Source organism: Synechococcus sp. W4D4 (genome assembly GCF_047716805.1).
Classification (GTDB): domain Bacteria; phylum Cyanobacteriota; class Cyanobacteriia; order PCC-6307; family Cyanobiaceae; genus Vulcanococcus.
The window spans coordinates 303,747-319,319 of record NZ_CP180404.1 but is presented as its reverse complement, the minus strand read 5'-3'; the positions used below and the strand labels follow the sequence as shown (position 1 = coordinate 319,319).

The 15,573-nt window shown below is 53.6% G+C and carries 15 protein-coding genes; 8 read left to right on the top strand and 7 right to left on the bottom strand.

The genetic code is table 11. The features are described from left to right. Positions 1-1,008 precede the first annotated feature (1,008 nt). Positions 1,009-1,224 carry a hypothetical protein gene (locus ACLM42_RS01745; RefSeq protein ID WP_415399542.1) on the top strand — a complete coding sequence of 72 codons (216 nt, stop codon included), beginning with the start codon at positions 1,009-1,011 and terminating at the stop codon, positions 1,222-1,224. A gap of 2,352 nt (positions 1,225-3,576) precedes the next feature. Further along, on the top strand, positions 3,577-4,593 hold the full coding sequence (locus tag ACLM42_RS01740; protein ID WP_415399541.1) for a carbamoyl-phosphate synthase L chain: 1,017 nt from the start codon (positions 3,577-3,579) through the stop codon (positions 4,591-4,593). Positions 4,594-4,757: 164 nt separating this feature from the next. On the opposite strand, the gene ACLM42_RS01735 is transcribed toward ACLM42_RS01740, so the two are convergent. Continuing rightward, a complete protein-coding gene (locus tag ACLM42_RS01735; protein WP_415400109.1) occupies positions 4,758-4,853 on the bottom strand; it encodes a DUF1651 domain-containing protein in 96 nt (31 codons plus the stop codon). A 219-nt stretch (positions 4,854-5,072) separates the two neighbouring features. Between ACLM42_RS01735 and ACLM42_RS01730 the strand changes: the two genes are divergently transcribed. Together ACLM42_RS01730 and ACLM42_RS01725 are read left to right on the top strand one after the other, a co-directional pair. After that, the gene (locus ACLM42_RS01730) at positions 5,073-5,537 is read left to right on the top strand and encodes a hypothetical protein (RefSeq protein ID WP_415399540.1); all 465 of its coding nucleotides are present in this window, start codon (positions 5,073-5,075) and stop codon (positions 5,535-5,537) included. A 371-nt stretch (positions 5,538-5,908) separates the two neighbouring features. After that, positions 5,909-6,457 carry a hypothetical protein gene (locus ACLM42_RS01725; RefSeq protein WP_415399539.1) on the top strand — a complete coding sequence of 183 codons (549 nt, stop codon included), beginning with the start codon at positions 5,909-5,911 and terminating at the stop codon, positions 6,455-6,457. 51 nt (positions 6,458-6,508) lie between these two features. Here the strand turns inward: ACLM42_RS01725 and ACLM42_RS01720 are convergent, their stop codons facing one another. Then, positions 6,509-6,871 carry a hypothetical protein gene (locus tag ACLM42_RS01720; protein ID WP_415399538.1) on the bottom strand — a complete coding sequence of 121 codons (363 nt, stop codon included), beginning with the start codon at positions 6,869-6,871 and terminating at the stop codon, positions 6,509-6,511. A 795-nt stretch (positions 6,872-7,666) separates the two neighbouring features. Between ACLM42_RS01720 and ACLM42_RS01715 the strand changes: the two genes are divergently transcribed. Continuing rightward, positions 7,667-8,317, top strand: a complete 651-nt coding sequence (locus tag ACLM42_RS01715) for a hypothetical protein (RefSeq protein ID WP_415399537.1) — start codon at positions 7,667-7,669, stop codon at positions 8,315-8,317. Positions 8,318-8,381: 64 nt separating this feature from the next. Here the strand turns inward: ACLM42_RS01715 and ACLM42_RS01710 are convergent, their stop codons facing one another. Next, positions 8,382-8,879, bottom strand: a complete 498-nt coding sequence (locus ACLM42_RS01710; protein WP_415399536.1) for a hypothetical protein — start codon at positions 8,877-8,879, stop codon at positions 8,382-8,384. 102 nt (positions 8,880-8,981) lie between these two features. Here ACLM42_RS01710 and ACLM42_RS01705 point away from each other — a divergent pair, with 102 nt between their 5' ends. Together ACLM42_RS01705 and ACLM42_RS01700 are read left to right on the top strand one after the other, a co-directional pair. Continuing rightward, positions 8,982-9,611 (top strand): hypothetical protein, encoded by a 630-nt coding sequence (locus tag ACLM42_RS01705; protein ID WP_415399535.1) that lies wholly within the window; start codon positions 8,982-8,984, stop codon positions 9,609-9,611. 16 nt (positions 9,612-9,627) lie between these two features. Further along, a complete protein-coding gene (locus ACLM42_RS01700) occupies positions 9,628-9,819 on the top strand; it encodes a hypothetical protein (protein ID WP_415399534.1) in 192 nt (63 codons plus the stop codon). Positions 9,820-9,828: 9 nt separating this feature from the next. Here ACLM42_RS01700 and ACLM42_RS01695 read toward each other — a convergent pair whose 3' ends face one another. The 3 genes from ACLM42_RS01695 to ACLM42_RS01685 all read right to left on the bottom strand — a co-directional run bounded on the left by ACLM42_RS01695 (position 9,829) and on the right by ACLM42_RS01685 (position 12,860). After that, positions 9,829-9,987: a ribbon-helix-helix protein, CopG family gene (locus tag ACLM42_RS01695; RefSeq protein WP_415399533.1), complete on the bottom strand. Its 159-nt coding sequence runs from the start codon at positions 9,985-9,987 to the stop codon at positions 9,829-9,831. A 69-nt stretch (positions 9,988-10,056) separates the two neighbouring features. Further along, positions 10,057-10,965: a hypothetical protein gene (locus tag ACLM42_RS01690; protein ID WP_415399532.1), complete on the bottom strand. Its 909-nt coding sequence runs from the start codon at positions 10,963-10,965 to the stop codon at positions 10,057-10,059. 725 nt (positions 10,966-11,690) lie between these two features. Beyond that, positions 11,691-12,860 (bottom strand): tyrosine-type recombinase/integrase, encoded by a 1,170-nt coding sequence (locus tag ACLM42_RS01685; RefSeq protein WP_415399531.1) that lies wholly within the window; start codon positions 12,858-12,860, stop codon positions 11,691-11,693. Here ACLM42_RS01685 and ACLM42_RS01680 point away from each other — a divergent pair. After that, the gene (locus ACLM42_RS01680) at positions 12,838-14,058 is read left to right on the top strand and encodes an aminotransferase class V-fold PLP-dependent enzyme (protein ID WP_415399530.1); all 1,221 of its coding nucleotides are present in this window, start codon (positions 12,838-12,840) and stop codon (positions 14,056-14,058) included. The two genes, ACLM42_RS01685 and ACLM42_RS01680, sit on opposite strands and share 23 nt — an antisense overlap. Here the strand turns inward: ACLM42_RS01680 and ACLM42_RS01675 are convergent. Continuing rightward, the gene (locus tag ACLM42_RS01675) at positions 14,055-15,566 is read right to left on the bottom strand and encodes a UDP-N-acetylmuramoyl-L-alanyl-D-glutamate--2,6-diaminopimelate ligase (protein WP_415399529.1); all 1,512 of its coding nucleotides are present in this window, start codon (positions 15,564-15,566) and stop codon (positions 14,055-14,057) included. The genes ACLM42_RS01680 and ACLM42_RS01675 overlap by 4 nt on opposite strands. Between the last annotated feature and the right edge of the window lie 7 nt (positions 15,567-15,573).

Sequence of the window (15,573 nt, the reverse complement as noted above, 5' to 3'; positions counted from 1 at the left end):
CATCGCTCGGACGGGCACTGAAACTCGTTTCCATTCCCGAAGCTTGCACATAGATCGGCGATCGCGCCGTCGACCTCTATGAACAGGGAGCCGTTGCGTGATAGCACTGGCGTTGCGGCCGAATAGAAGCGGTGGGAGCTGTTTCGCCGAGGCAAGCCTGGACTCACCCCACCTTGACGTGGTCCATTGCCCAACACTCCGTGGCGCCGCCTGCGAACAGGCAAACCATGGTCTGGTCAGGGTCAATGACTCTGTAGGTGGAACCATCCGCGAAGTTCTTGAGCCGTGCGTGCAAGTGGGCAAGATCGTGGTCGGGATGTTCTTCGGTTTGTCTCCAGCCTGTGCTGGTCAGTCTTTCGATGGAAAACACGAGCTTCTCAGTGGAGGGGATGCACAAGGTCAATCGGCGCCACTGACTTGGGTAAAAACAACGGAATCTCCTTGGGATCACGCCATGCACAGCGTCCCAGGAGGTATCGCCTTACACGGAACACTGCATGTAGTGGATACTTATTGGTCCCCAAGGGAAAGAGCCTGGGCAAGCGATATCAGCAACATGCGAACACCTGCAAAACACAAGGTGTTCAGCACGAGCTAAGCGGCACGCTTGTCTTCCCGTGAACCGCCCTTAATCCGTTGATCCACATCTGCTTGCGCCGAACTCTGGTAGTCGATGACCAGGTCACTGCAGCGGCGGGGAAGAGCAAAAAGGTCTGGACAGTCACGCAAAGCGAGTTGGCGCCTCTCTATGTCCGCGACGCTCAATTCAGAGCCTGGCGATGGCATACAGCCAAAGGTCGTAGTGCTGTGGAGATCGTCTCAAGCCTCGATTTACCTGCAAGCAATGTCTCCATTTGCGAATGAAGAAACTACAGGAAACCAACAGCTCATCCCACGCTCCCCTTGAGAATCCGAGTGAATCGTGAATCCCAAAGCAGATCGGTATTTCTCCTATCTCAACATGACGACGAGGCATCGTTATCTCAGGGAAACAAGTCCGTCTGCACCATGGCTGTCTTGATCCAAAGCCGCTGCAGCACCGATGAGCCTTGGCAAGACGAGGGCAGCAAAAGAAATCATTTCAAGGCCTACTTGACAGCACTGGCGAAATCACGAGTCACAGGCCGCGTCTATCGGCTGGTCACTAGCGACGGAGACGTCCTTGAGCAGATCGGCGAGCCTACCTGCGACGACAAACCTAATCGCAATGCTCAGGTGTACTAGTTCGCTAAAGCTTTAGAGCTGCCAGCTGCAAGCGCCGCCGCTCAAGAGGGACAAGGCGCAGCACGCAAACAATTGCAAAATCTGTATCATCTATATCAAGCTGGTCTCTTTCCGAGGCGGTAGGACTGACTTCGGTTGCGAAAGTCTTGATGGATCTCCGATTCGTCCCGTCTGAACCAGCTCCAGGAAAAGGAACACTTCAACCCCTGGGGCGCAACGAATACCGCGTATGCGGTCCTGCTGGATGCACTGTCGTAAAGGGCTATGCCAACGCCCTGTACTTGAGCCGAAATGTTCCGGAGGCCGACGCCAACGGCGATGGAGACGAACAACTTCCTCCCTATTGGGGAAGTCGCGACGGGTTCCCCTTGCACTCCTGAACCAACTAAGGCCATAACCGCTGAGGACACGGTCCGAGAGAACCCCGTGATCCGAGACGGGGGAGTGCCAAGCTCCCCCACCTCAACACTCCCCGCTACTGAGCAGTGGGTCGGGGAGCTGTTGGCGCTTTTCGCGAGGCCGGCGGCCCATCCATGTCAATATTTAGATTCTCTTAAGGGTCTAGATATGAGAAAAGTGGTGTCCCTGGCGGCTTTTCTTGGTTTTGCGCATGGCGTTTCGGCGCTTGCATTTCCGTTGATCGTGCCTTCCAATCTTTTGTATACCGGCGAACATAACTTGCAGAGACGAGCTCAAATACTCACGCCAGGTTGGTAGCCGCGACTACATAAAGAGAGGAGAGTGAACCTCCCTTTTTATGGCTCACAACTCGACGCTCCACCAATCTCACGTCAATCCTTGGGCAATCGGTGGTGTCTTTATCGGCGTCTTTGCGCTGGTCTCATTGGCGGTTCAATTGGTCGGTAGCGGCTTGAAGACCACTACAGGTGGGGAGGCCACGGTTAGGAGAATCGGAAACCTCCCTCCATCAGCTCGTCAGGTCATGCAGTACCCAGCAGGTGTCCCGACAGGGATTGGCGGCGGCAACGCGGGTGCATCGACAGACCCAGGTCTTGCTCGCTAGTCACCTGCACTAGGTCAGCGCGTTGATCACTTCGTGCGGAGGTAGCCGCATCTAAGGCGCTGAGCGGCATTTGAGCCGCCGTTGGTATGTATCGGAGCTGCTGCTGGTATGCACACCTCGCCAGCTGCCTGAACTCGTCCTGCGGCGGTCCTGAGTCCCACACAAAACGTTCAGCCGGTTACAAACAGCACATCACCGCTTGAACGGCGGCCGGATGATCACTTCACGGCCTTCGGGTCGGGTAAGGGAGATTGACGAGGCGGGGTGGAACCCGTCTCTTTTTTTACCTGTCCGCTGCTGGGTTGCATCAGTAGACGCTGCTGCCATTCTTGCTCCAGCTGGTCGTGGCGGGTGAGCACGGCTGGGTTCATTGGAAGGTCGCACAGTAACCGGCTAACGCTGGCACTAGCTGTAGTGGTGTCGCCAGCTCATGCCAGCGAACGGACACCCGGTATGGGGTAACTGGAGTCCTTGTGGGTACGTGAATTGGCCTCAGAAATCTGTGTTTGAACTATTCGTGTTCGTCTCTCGGCTTGAGGGTCATTTGCAGAGATATCGGTCAGTTATTTATTGCATGTCTAATTGCCGCGTTAGCTTCTGCGCCTAACGCGCACCTGTTGCAGCTGTGGTTTTTGCGTTAGTTGCCTGTATGTAGAGATTCCTTATCGATGCCGCACAGCTCACTGCCATGTTGCGCTCATCCGTAATCCAAACGAGAAGGAGATACGCAAAGGAGTCGCAATCCCAACCAGTCAGCAACGGCTCCGATACGACAGCCAACAGAAGATCTATGAGACCCACGCGATACTGCATGTTGGAGCAGATATGAAGGAGATCTATCTCGACAATGCAGTCTTAACAAGTTCGGAATCCATCGCCCTTAGGCTTGGCTCATCGGTGAGCAGGAGATTGGAACCATGTCATGGAGCGAACTTGCGCTTAGCTATGTATTCGTTGGCGGGCTCGTCGTTGGTCTACCTGTGATCTTCTTTGTGATTACTTTTATGCCTGGCTTGATGCGTACTAGCGGTGAAGTTATTGGCACCAAGCAGGAGCTGCCTGAGTGGAAGCACCAAGCTCCACAGCCTGTAGCGACTCACTCAACAGGCGCTACAGGTGTAGCGAAGAATCCGCGAAGGTGGCCTGCTCGGAATTTCGCGAACACACCCTAAGTGCATCACCCATCATTGATCAAGGCAGTGACCCCTTTCGTCAATCTCCATGCCGAAGGTCGGAGCCGCCGATAAAGCGACTGACCCCTAAGCCGCTGAAGCGGGCTGTCGCCGATGCAATTTGATGCAAATTGATTCGTGAGGGAAACCTTTTCGATGTCCCTCACAAGACCCTTTTGCGCTGCGGCTGCAACGGCTTTTGCGTTTGCAACCCTCCCTTCCGTCAATGCCGAGCCTGCCGTAGCTCAAGGGTCTGCCAGTGACCTGGGTGTGATGAGCATTCAGCTCAAGGACATCGTCAAACCTCAAGTCGGCATCCAAGGTCAAACCCAAGCCGCTGGCACGCCCAACCAAGCAGGTCTGGGTGGCTTCCTTCCACTGGTGGTCGGCAGCAACAGCGTCTTCTTTGCTGACGTCCTGGCGAATGCCAACTTCGCTGATATCAACAACTCCTCCAGCATCATCAACACCACCGTTGCTGGCACCACCATCTCCACTTCATCCCGCCTGGGCTATCGCTGGCTCAACGGTGACCGCAGTTGGATGTATGGATTGAATGCGGGTTATGACACCCGACCAATGAGCACGGGTCCTGCTGATACAGGCATCCCTGTCTATGCCTCACGCACGGCTTTCTTCCAGCAGGCTGCTGTCAATGCAGAAGCGGTGAGCGATAAGTGGCGTTTTAACGCTTACGGGCTTATCCCAACTGGCGAAGTCGACCAACAGCTCAACTCCGTCTACAAGGGAGGCGTGCTAACAACTGTTGGCTTAGATGCTGGATACAACGTCACTCCGTCACTGTTGGCATCACTCGGTGGTTACTACCAAAACGGAGACGTTGATGACGATGGCAATCCAGAAGTGGACAATGTCGGCATCCTGGGACGCCTTGCTTACGCCATCAACAACGAGGTCTCTATTGGTGCAAACCTCTCCTACGACGACTCATTTGACACTCGCTTCTCAGCTGACATTAAGTGGCGCTTCAATACAAATGGTGGCCCTGGCAAAGAAACACCGAAATCCAATGCTGCAGTTAGTGCCCTAACATCAACACCAAGCTACCGAGATGTCCGCGTTCATGACATATGTGGAACCGGAGCCTGCGTGATTGGCGTGGCTGTTGGACAGGGTATTGCTACACTAATAAAGCTGGCACTAATTAAATAAAATATAATCTACTTAAACTCGTGGTGTGGGCTGCCTGAACTGCCAGGCTAACCACCCAAATCCCCCTGCAAGCGCAGGGGCTTTTTATTTCTTCAGTCACACCCATAAGCCAGCAAATCAGCCTCCAATACCTGGCATCTTCTGCCTCTTAACTAATACAGCTCTCACCACTGAGGGGGCACCCGCTGCCATCCCTGCTTGATCAGATTCCGCCACAGCTGCTCGGCGTTGAATCGCAGCATCCGGCGGTGGTGCTTCACCACGACGCGGCCTGAGTCCAGAACTTCGGCATCGGTGACCAGTCCCAACTTGGTTTGGCCCGAAATGTCACAGGACTATCATCGTCTAAGAGCTGGCCGAACTCCAGGTTTTCACCCAAAGAGCACTGACCAATCCCTAGGCAGAATCAAGACAAGGACTACAGACTAGGCCAGATAGTCCCACAATGGCATAATTGAAGAACTAGAGCCATACTTCAGATGACAGCTCTCAGGTGGATCTTTTTTATACCGCTAGGCTATTTAGTTGGCTCACTACTGTCGCTTCCCATTCAGCTACTTATACGACTTGGAGGATGGTGGTGGGGAGGCGGCGCCGATGGCGCATGGATCGTGTTTGTCAAATCATTCACGTTAAGTTACTTCCAGATACTCTCAATGGCCTGGGTGGCGCCTCCAACCCTAAAGCCGACAAACTTCAGAATTCTTGTATCGCTGCTGTTCGGGATCTATCTGACCATTTACGTACTAGGCATGTCTGCACTACTTTCCGGTCAGCCAGGAGTGCTTGACGGTAAGGCGGTACCAGCATGGGAAGTCTGGACGGGTTTTGCTGCAACGCTTACGGGATATGTTGTAGCAGTATTTGGAGACAAGAACTCAATCCCAGCACTCCTTGAAGATGCGAAAGGAGTTCACCCATACAACTCTTATTCACACGAATAGGCTAGACACATGAAGAAGCAACTACTAACTGTAATCGGGATTGGAGCAGACATCCTCATCTCTCAGACCATGCGTGCCAATCTTAGAGGCGAGAAAGTGTCAGCTGATAAGCCACACGTTGCGAACAATATCGCGAGTGGAATGGATCAAAAGACGAAGAACTCTTTCGCCAGATGGGGAGATCGAGAATGCGTTGAGAATATGCTTAAAAAGACAACTAGCGATCCACGTTTTCTGCGTGCTCGAGACGAGATTGGCACCGCTTACCCAGTCTTTGTCGAGAACGTCATGAGACCCTCGATGCAGCTTTACTGTCAATGCTCTGCGGCTTCAATCATTTCTGGTGATTCGATGTCGCAGTCAGTGCAAACATGTCAGCCGATTATGGAAAGAGAGATAAGAACAAGAATGGATGCATTCATAGAGGGTTACCGCTGATGATTAAGCTGCACCTATTCGCAAGTGCTATCGTCCTCACAGCCTTAGTTGGATGCACAACAAGAATTAACCAGCCACAATCGTTAGACAAGCATCAGATCCAGTCGCTTGCCGAGTCAAGATGCCTGGTTGAGACGGGTTTATTTGACCGCGCAGGTGCCGGCACATTGGCAAAGATAAAGCTGGAGAATGCTCGCGACGATGCCTGGAAGAGTCACTGGAGTGGAGTCTTAGATGCTCAGAGGAATGGGCTAAGTGCAGAGGACTACAAGAATCTTACCTTGTCATCAGCCATGAAAGATTGCCACAACACAGCAATCACATGGCTAGCCATTGAGTTCCCATCTAAGCAAGCTGCAAGATTTATGGCAGTGTTAATGGCAGAGGGATTCTTTGACGACCCACCCAAAAAACTTAATCAGACTCTGTTCGAGTTATGCCAAGGTCAATACAAGTCAGTCTGCACGGAGCCTGGAGATTAGAGGCTGCCTGCGTGCAGCAGTCACACAGAAACGGGGGCTAAAGACCAACTCTTACGAAGAGATCTCTTCAAGAACTACATTAAGCATTGAATCCCTGTTGATATCTGTCATCTGCTCCAGAACGTTCAAAGCAAGTTCGAGACCTCCTGCCAGCCTGGAAACATCGCAACTCTTTTCAGAGCCTTTATCTATCACTTTGCCTTCTCCATGAAATTCGTACAAGTTGCTATGCAGGCTGCCTGCGACCCAATTACACCAGATATGACTACGATCTTCAGAAATCCCCATCTCTGCTACAGGCTGTTCAACAATTGCCGAAGATGAGGTGTGTCCCCATCCAATACAAACCAAAGCATTGATCCTTTCGAAATCCCGATTTCCAGGATGTGCTTCAATGAATTCAAGATCAGTCATGATTCGGCCTTTCCGGGAATCGGTCTTAAGCCCAAGTACATTGGCAATATTTGGTTTCTAATAAAGGCAAAGTCAGTCTCGACAATTAACTCGTCAAGGTTTGCGAAGAGATTCCCTTCTCCCACCTCGAATCGTCTTCCCAAGGTCCCGGGACTCTCCTGCTCCCATAGCTCCAGGTCTTCACGCCTGAATTCTCTTAACTCTTCAGGGCTCATAGCGGAGAGCTCTTTGGCATGGGAACAACATCAATATCTTGCTAGTCAGGGTCTAGAAGCTGAATCAGATCGGCAGCAAACTGATACGTCCCATCGATAATCTCGCCAGCGTGAAAAGCACCGTCTATGAATGCGTAGAGAGCGGCGATTCTCTCTGATGACGGGTGCGTTCAGACATCCAGTCTACATTACAAGGGAGGATCTGACACAGCGACTTCACGTCGTTGTTCTCCATTGACGTATAAAACCAGGAACTGGGAGAAGGATGGCATGCCACAGAAGCCATGGTTCACAGCGAATGTCCATTCACCTGGAACCGGCATCGCTTTGGCGGTGATCGGTCTGTCGCTATTGCCTGTTGGACTCTTTGCCGTGGTACAACTCAGCTGTGTAGCAAGACCGGCATTAAATACGAATTCCGGACTCTCCCAATATGGCGAGCCGATGTCGGTGGAACGTATAGGACGCTGCATGGGTGGCTAGACACCGACGCCTTCACTCCACTCATCTAGCTGGACTTGACCGACGATGAGCGTCTGCGTCCTGTAGACCATCGGCTGCTGCCAACCAGAATGCAGCAATGAACCGCTCACTGCTTGCTGCCACTGCCTTGAGTCTGTGCTCCCTGTCGGCTCCTGTCGAAGCATTCCCGCTGTTCAACCTGTTGAAGTCAGCTGCCAGCGGAGCGGTCAAGACCTACGTCCCTCTGCCAGTACCAGCAGACATCGCCGTTGATGCGGCCATCGGCAGCTTGGAGATGCCTAAACGGAAAGCTGGGTGGGACAAGCCTCCCTTACAAGAGAACGTCAGCTCGACCGATGAGGAGCCGACCTATGTGATGGCTCGCTACGGCTGTGGCGCTGGCTGCCTTGTTCGGAACCTTCAGCTGTCTGAACCAGAAGTCATCAAGGACGACTGGCTACGGGTCGAGGTGCTGTCCCAGGTCTGGGTTAACGAGTACGACTCAGAATCAGACAGTTGGGCCTGGAAGCAAGGTGGCGCAAGAGTCGGACCGCCAGAATCCAAGAGCTGGTGGTTTGCACAGTGCAAGGAAGGCCTCTTCACAACCAACAGCGAGGCTGAGCTAGTTGAAGTCTCAGCCGAGAGTGTCTTCATCGAAGACGGTGAGCTCAAAGGGCAAGCAAAGACTCAGTCCGTGTATGGCGCAATTCACTCACGATGGACGAAATTGTGCCGGTTTACCGAGACTGCTCAAGAAGACGATTATTAAATCAATTCTGATAATAAGGAAGGCAAGACTCCCGACTTAACTAGCCTGCCAATACGGGAACTCTTTACCAGGACTTGCATTTGTCGTATTGGCTTGGAGCTCCAAGCTTCAGCCAAGCAAGAACATCTTTCTGCGAGTACATCGGCTTTTCCCAGTCTGGGTTTCGCATGTTTGACAAGAACTCTTGCTTGTCCTTTGCCGATAGATCCTTATCGTCCGTGGGTCCAATATAGGCAACCTTAGATTCCTCGACATCATAGTAATAAAGGGTCGAACCATATTCGTTAGATGAGCCTCCATCATTCTCTTTGCGCCTCGATGCATATCTATGCTCGACAGCAAATGCATTCGAATATCCTGGTATGGGACTGACATCAGCAGCCTTTACGGATAAATAGTATGTAGGGGGAGATGCAAACCAGGTGATTGGATTAAATATCTCCGCCACAGTGGATGTAGCAATACAAGTAAGACCGTTCTTCTCAATACTGCTTTCGACCATTCGGCTCCATTTGCGGTCGCCAATAAGGGGGAGTGACTGGCAAGCAGCAAAGAACGTCAACAGGCCTATGACAATGGCCCCATTCTTGACTTTCGAGAGTAAGCTCATGACGATGTATTGACATGAATGGACTAAATGGTACGACAATTTTACTCAAAGGCTATGCGCGCTGGTCTTTTCTTCATCTCAGTCGTCTTTCTAGCTAGTTGCAAGATAGGAACATCCTCTGTACCCTCAGCAAAAGAAGTTGCTGAAAACCCTCCAATAGCTCCTCTTGGTCATAGGGATATTTCCGACCCACAGGTTGGCTATTTTCACGCCCCCTCAGGAGTCCAATCAGGTGACCTCTATTTTGCGAAGGGTGGCAGCAGCAGGGAAAAAAACTTACAAAGGTTGCAATCAGCCTCAAGAATTTCTTTCTACGAAAAAGACAGGATCAATGGCCTTGCAATTGGATATGGCTTTTGCTCCTTCAACGAAGGGAATGCAAAAGTCTCATTAATCCAAGTACCTAGCAAGAGTTGGATCTGTTTCTTATTTAAAGATCAATCGGATGCCCAGGCAGGTTACCTTGCTGCAAAAGCACCACTATGGCCAGTAGATACTGTAGTTTGCATTAACTGTGCTCCCCGACCAGTTGGCTTTTTAGATCGTTTGTGCCCTGGCTACTATCAAAGCTGGCTCAGTCCAGAAACCTGGGAAGACCCCACTTATCCAGGTGACATTACGAAATTTGCAGATGATGGAAACTGTGTATACAACAAACCATGGTTCAGAGTAAAAACTAATTAGTACTCCGCTTTGCCAAATGAATAAGCTGATTGCTCCAGTCGACGGTTATATCTTTGAATCACAAGACGAACTCTTGAACCAAGTCCAATGGGAGCTGATTTGCGTCTTGGTCAATGACACACTTGAAGCTGTAACCTCAAAAACAAAACTGGATGAAATGCTTCAACGAGCAGATGCATTCAAGGCAATTCGAGAAGATCATGATTAATGCAATGATCTATCCTCTTTGACTTTCGTCCTCTGGAAGTAATAACTCCGTCAAAAGCCTCTCAATCAATGATCCACGACTTCTAAGGCCAAGTTCTTGCTTCAGCGTGTCTAAAGCTGTCAAGACATCCTCGCTTAGCTCGATCGTAATCCTCTCTGCGTTACCCACGGCAGACTTTCTTCAGGTAAGCCAAAGGTTGCCACTATCCATCCGTTGTATCAACCCTTGCAACCCCCCTTATGCCTTCAGATGTAGTTCCATCTCCAGCTGCTCATATCGACTTGTGAGTGTGACTGGTGCATGTTTCCACTGGTCGACAAGCTCTGCCATATGGTTCAGCTTGAGTCCGACACTGCTCAGGAGATCCATTGACTCCTGATCGTCCTGGATGCTTGCCCAGTCAATAGCTTGAACCGTCTTCACCAGCTGGGTGACCAGATCCCTTGTTTGGACCTCCTCGACGACCCTCTTCTTAAATTTGGTTTTACGAGATCGGTTTCCTGTGATTTCGGCTGGATATCTTGCTTGCAGCTTCTCAAGTTCACGGACAGTTAGCGGCTTACCTTCAGATGCTGTGTAGCTATTTCGTGCATTAACCTGTCCCTTCCAGTTCATTCGAGCTAGTAGGTAAAGACTTGAAAGTCCATTAGATTGGTAATATGCAACATGTTCTGTCTTCCATTGCTCTAGCTCTGCTATCGAGCCAAACCATTCATCGCTCATACCTTCAATGTTCTTTAACTCTGCTGCAATAAACTCACCTGCTGTTATTAACTTTGAAACTTTGGATGGTTTAAACCCTATTTCTTGAAGACACTCTCGAAGTCGCTTCAAGAAGGTCTTGCGTTGCCACTTCTCCATTTCGACCTGAAAGAAGCTTGTAACCAAAGCCAGTCCCGCTTTTTCGTAGCGTGCTTCGGCGTTATTCGTGCATTCATAAAGACGAGTTAAGTCTGTGATGCACTCTTCTCCTGCCCTGCTGACGATCTCCTTTGCAAGGCCAGTGAAGCGTTGGTCCATACCACCATCTTCTCTAGTTGGATTGATAATTGTCGATAGGTTCATTTCTTTCCACGTTGAAACTTTTTGGTTGCCACCTGCTGGTAACTCGTCCTGGCAAATGGCTTGGTGGCAAGCTGGGATCAACTAACTGTCTAGCTAGTTCACCTAGATTCGGTTTGGGAAGTGTTGCCGTAGGCTCCGCCTGTAGCACTTACTCCGTAAACACGAACCGTTTAGCCCACCATTGCTGATGGGTTTCACCTGAGTTCATGGTGCCGCCACAGTGTCAATGTGTCGGACTGACGGGATTGGATAACGGGTACTACTACAAGCTGCCTGAAGGCTTGTTCTCCCTGGCGTCCAACAACGCGAACAACGACCTACTCCAACCAGTCATGGTTGGTATTCGGAGCTGCTCCTTTCTTTAACGACGGTTCCATTCGTCGGGTTTTAACGTCTTTGCCTTGACGATTAGGTGATTGTGACCAGCACCATCCTTGGCGTGCCTTTGGTTCTCCCCTGTATACACAGGTGACCAGATTCTTCCTGTATACGGCCGGGATCGCTCTCTCCTGTATACACCGGGGATCAAATCCTTCCTGTATACACCCCTTATTGCGCTTCTCCCTGTATAGGGGTGGGACCAACTCGCAACTAATGCTTCCTCGTCGCCTCCTCCCTGTATACACCCCTGACCACCCAAACCCCTTGCACTGACTAGATCTTCGGCTTGCCTATTTATGGACCGAGCTAGTCGTTCACCCCAGACTGATCACTTAACAGAAGCCTTGCTTCGCTGACTCGCCTTCGTCCTGGTTTCGATGGTCCATTCGAGGGGTGATTGTGAACCAAGTAGACGCAATGACTCACTACAGAGCATTCACAGCTTCAACCAAGCGACTCCAAGGAACAGAGCCATAGCTAGCAGTGATACTTACAGGCTCATGTCCAAGAAGCTTCCCAACAGTCGCTTCGTTGAAGTTCATCTCTCGCAGGCGAGTGGCAGCTCGATGACGAAGACCATGTGGGTTTACACCGGTGACCACCTTGCATGGCTTTGAAAGGTTATGACCCCAACGCCCGCCACTTCCTTGAAGCTGAGGCCAGACAAAGCCTTGACGTGAACGAAGAGGTTCAACCAGTTCAACAAGATTGAGGTGTAGAGGTATTTCACGTTCAGAGGCAGCGGTCTTCAGGGAACGCTCTGTATTCGGTCGAATCAGAATTCGGTCATCCCGCAGGTCATCCGCCTTTAGACCAGCAATTTCAGAAAGCCGTGCACCGGTGTAATAGAGGATCTTAAAAACCGGAACATAAATGCTTCCAGACCACAGCTCAATTGGCAACACCTCAGCATCCTTATCCGACTTAACGACTTTTATCCGTTTAGCCAAACCCTTAAAGATGTGATTTGAACCAGGCTTGACTTCCTCAAGGATTGACCACAGACCACTCAGGTAATTCAAGGTCGTCTTGGTGGTATTGGGACTAACGCGCTCAAGTAAATGAGTCCGATAAGCAGCCGCTTGATCCTTCGTACAGGACAACGGTGACCCAGTTCCGCAGAACTGCATGAACAGATCGAGCTGCTTACACCAGCTCTCGAGAGTGCGCTTGGCTGGCTGTTTGAGCTTGGTCGCGATGGCGATCAGATCCTCCGCTGTGTAGACGGGATCTGGAATCAGATCACCTGTCACAACAGCCGCCATCCGCTCTCGCTGCGCCTGAGTCAGCTCGGGATCGATCCGTGCTCCCTCCAGGAGCAGCTCCTGCATGACTGGATCCTTCAGATCAGTAGTCAGCGGAAGCCTGTCGATCTGTTCATCCGGCGTCAGCTGCAGCTCCCCCCGAGCGATGGCGATCTCCCTGTCAGTCCTCGCCAGGAAGCCTGGTAAGCGCGCTCTCGCTTCGTTGAGGGTCTTACCCCCTCCCTCCTTCCAAGTGGCCTTGCCGACGACCTGACGCACGTCAGATGGCACCGCCCGCTGGAGCACGTAAGACTGACGTGCCTTGTAGATGTGGCTGGCAATTTTGGGCATCGCTACCAACGCCTCTACCAACGCAAACGCTAGTAGTTTTAGGGATCTATGTCCAGCACTAGCCAACAAGACCTACTTCAACTACGGCGGTCAGGGGCCATTGCCGACCCCATCGCTGGAGGCGATCAACCAGAGCTGGAGAACGATTCAGGAGCTCGGGCCATTCACAACCGATGTCTGGCCGTTCATCGAGCAGGAGACGAGCCGGCTGCGCCGGGCCCTGGCCGGCTGGTGCGGAGTCGGCCCCCATCGGATGACCCTGACTGAGAACGTCACCAGCGGCTGTGTCTTGCCGCTCTGGGGCTTGCCCTGGGAGGCCGGCGATGAACTGCTGATCAGTGACTGCGAGCACCCAGGAGTCGTCGCCGCCTGCCAGGAACTGGCTCGCCGCCACCAGCTCAGCCTGGCCACATTGCCGGTCCTCGCGCTCTGCCAGACCACAGCTCAGGCGGAACTGGAGTCCGCTGTGCTGCAGCAGCTCGAAGCAGCCCAAACCCCCCGGACCCGGCTCGTGGTTCTCTCCCACCTGCTCTGGAACACCGGGGCGGTGATGCCCATCCCGGCGGTCGCCGCTCAGCTCGAGCAACACCCCAAACAACCCTGGCTGCTGGTGGATGCAGCCCAGTCCATGGGAAGCCTTCCCGTCGCGGAGGCGGCAAGGGCCGCCGACATCTATGCCTTCACAGGACACAAGTGGTGCTGCGGGCCAGAAGGTCTAGGGGGGGTGGCCCTCTCTGAGCGCGTCCTCGATCAAGGCCAGCCCACCTTGATTGGCTGGCGCAGCCTGGAGAACGAGGGCAGCGCCGGCAGCAGCTGGCACCGCGATGGTCGCCGTTTTGAAGTCGCCACCTCCTGTATCCCCCTCTTCAGCGGACTGCATCAATCCCTGCAGTTGTTGGCCGAGGAAGGAAGCGACGAGGATCGTCTGGACAGGATCCGGCAGGGCAGTCAGCAGCTCTGGGAAAGGCTGCAATCGCTCCCGGGCTGCCAAACCCTGCTGCCAGAACCACCGCCTGCCGGACTGGTCAGCTTCCGGCTTGAGGGCATTGAGACCTCCCAAGCGGTCCAGGCCTTGGGTCAAGCCGGGCTCTGGATCCGCCGCCTGGATTCACCGGATTGCCTGAGGGCCTGCACCCACATCTGCACGACCGCCGCGGAAATCGAAGGCCTGATCGCAGCACTCAACAACCTCGGCTAACAAGGCCGATTGCGCAGAGCCTTCTCGGCCTCCTCGCGATCATCGAAATGCACCTTTTTGGTGCCAAGGATCTGATAGTCCTCGTGGCCCTTACCCGCGATCAAGATCAGGTCCTTGGGCTGGGCCATGGCGATGGCCTCGGCGATGGCCTGGGCCCGATCCGCATCGACTCGAAACTGCGCTCCCTCAGGAATCCCAGCCACGACGTCCTTGAGGATTTGCTGGGGATCTTCCGTGCGGGGGTTGTCGGAGGTCACCAGCACCTGATCGGCCAACCGCGCTGCGATCGCCGCCATCTGGGGACGCTTGGTGCGGTCGCGATCCCCACCGCAACCAAACACGCAAATCAGTTGTCCCTCAACAAAGGGCCGGCAGGCATTCAGGGCGCTCTCGAGACCATCGGGGGTGTGGGCGTAATCCACCAAGACCGAGGGCAAACCGGAATCACAACATTCCACCCGGGCCACCTGGACCCGCTCCATCCGGCCCGGCACCCCCTTGAAGCTCCCCAGGGCCTCCAACATCGAGGACAAGGGCAGCCCCTGCTGCAGCAAGACCCCAACCGCTTCCAGCAGGTTCATCAGATTGAACTTGCCCAGCAAAGGAGAGGAGAACGCTCCGCTGCCGACCGGAGTAATCAGGGTTCCACTGACCCCCTGGGAACCCATTTGCAACGCCTCCATCCGCAGTTCAGCTGAGGCACCCGGCTCCAGAGAGGCACGCCAGCACCGATCGCCCAAGCGCTCAGCCAGGCGCATCCCCCAGGGATCATCAACATTGACCACGGCCCGAGCGTCAGACCGCAACAAGGGGGCCTCAAACAACTTGGCCTTGGCCTCGAAGTAGTCCTCCATCGAGGGGTGGTAATCGAGGTGGTCCTGGGTCAGGTTCGTGAAAATCGCCCCGGCAAAGCGGCAGCCACTAATCCGCTCCTGATCGAGGGCATGGGAGCTCACCTCCATGGCCGCAATCCGCGAACCGGCTTCAGCCGCCATGGCCAGCTGCGCCTGCAGCTCGTCGGCAAAGGCGGTGGTGTGCTGTGCCGTCACGCTGTGACCCGGCCAGCGGTTGATCAACGTGCCAAACAGTGCCGTTGGGTAGCCGCATCGGCTGGCCAGATGCTCAAGCAGATAGGTCGTGGTGGTCTTGCCATTGGTCCCCGTCACTCCGATCAGGGCCATCCGCTGACTGGGTTGCTGCCAAAACTCGGCGGCCAGCAAACCTGCCCAACGAGACACCGGATCGGAGACCACCAACACCGCGTCGGCATCGGCTGGGGGCCTGGCCTCAGCGGCAGCGCGACCAATCACGGCCAAGGCCGCACCGGCCTGAAGCGCCTCAGGCCAAAAGGCACCGCCATCCACGGTGGCGCCAGGCAATCCGACAAAGACGGTCCCGGAGCCAACGCGGCGCGAGTCACAGCTCACCCCCTCCAGCTCGACATTCCCAAGCCCAGGGGGCACCGCCAGCCCGACCTGTCGCAGCAGGGTATGGAGCCGTTGGGACATGGAGGAG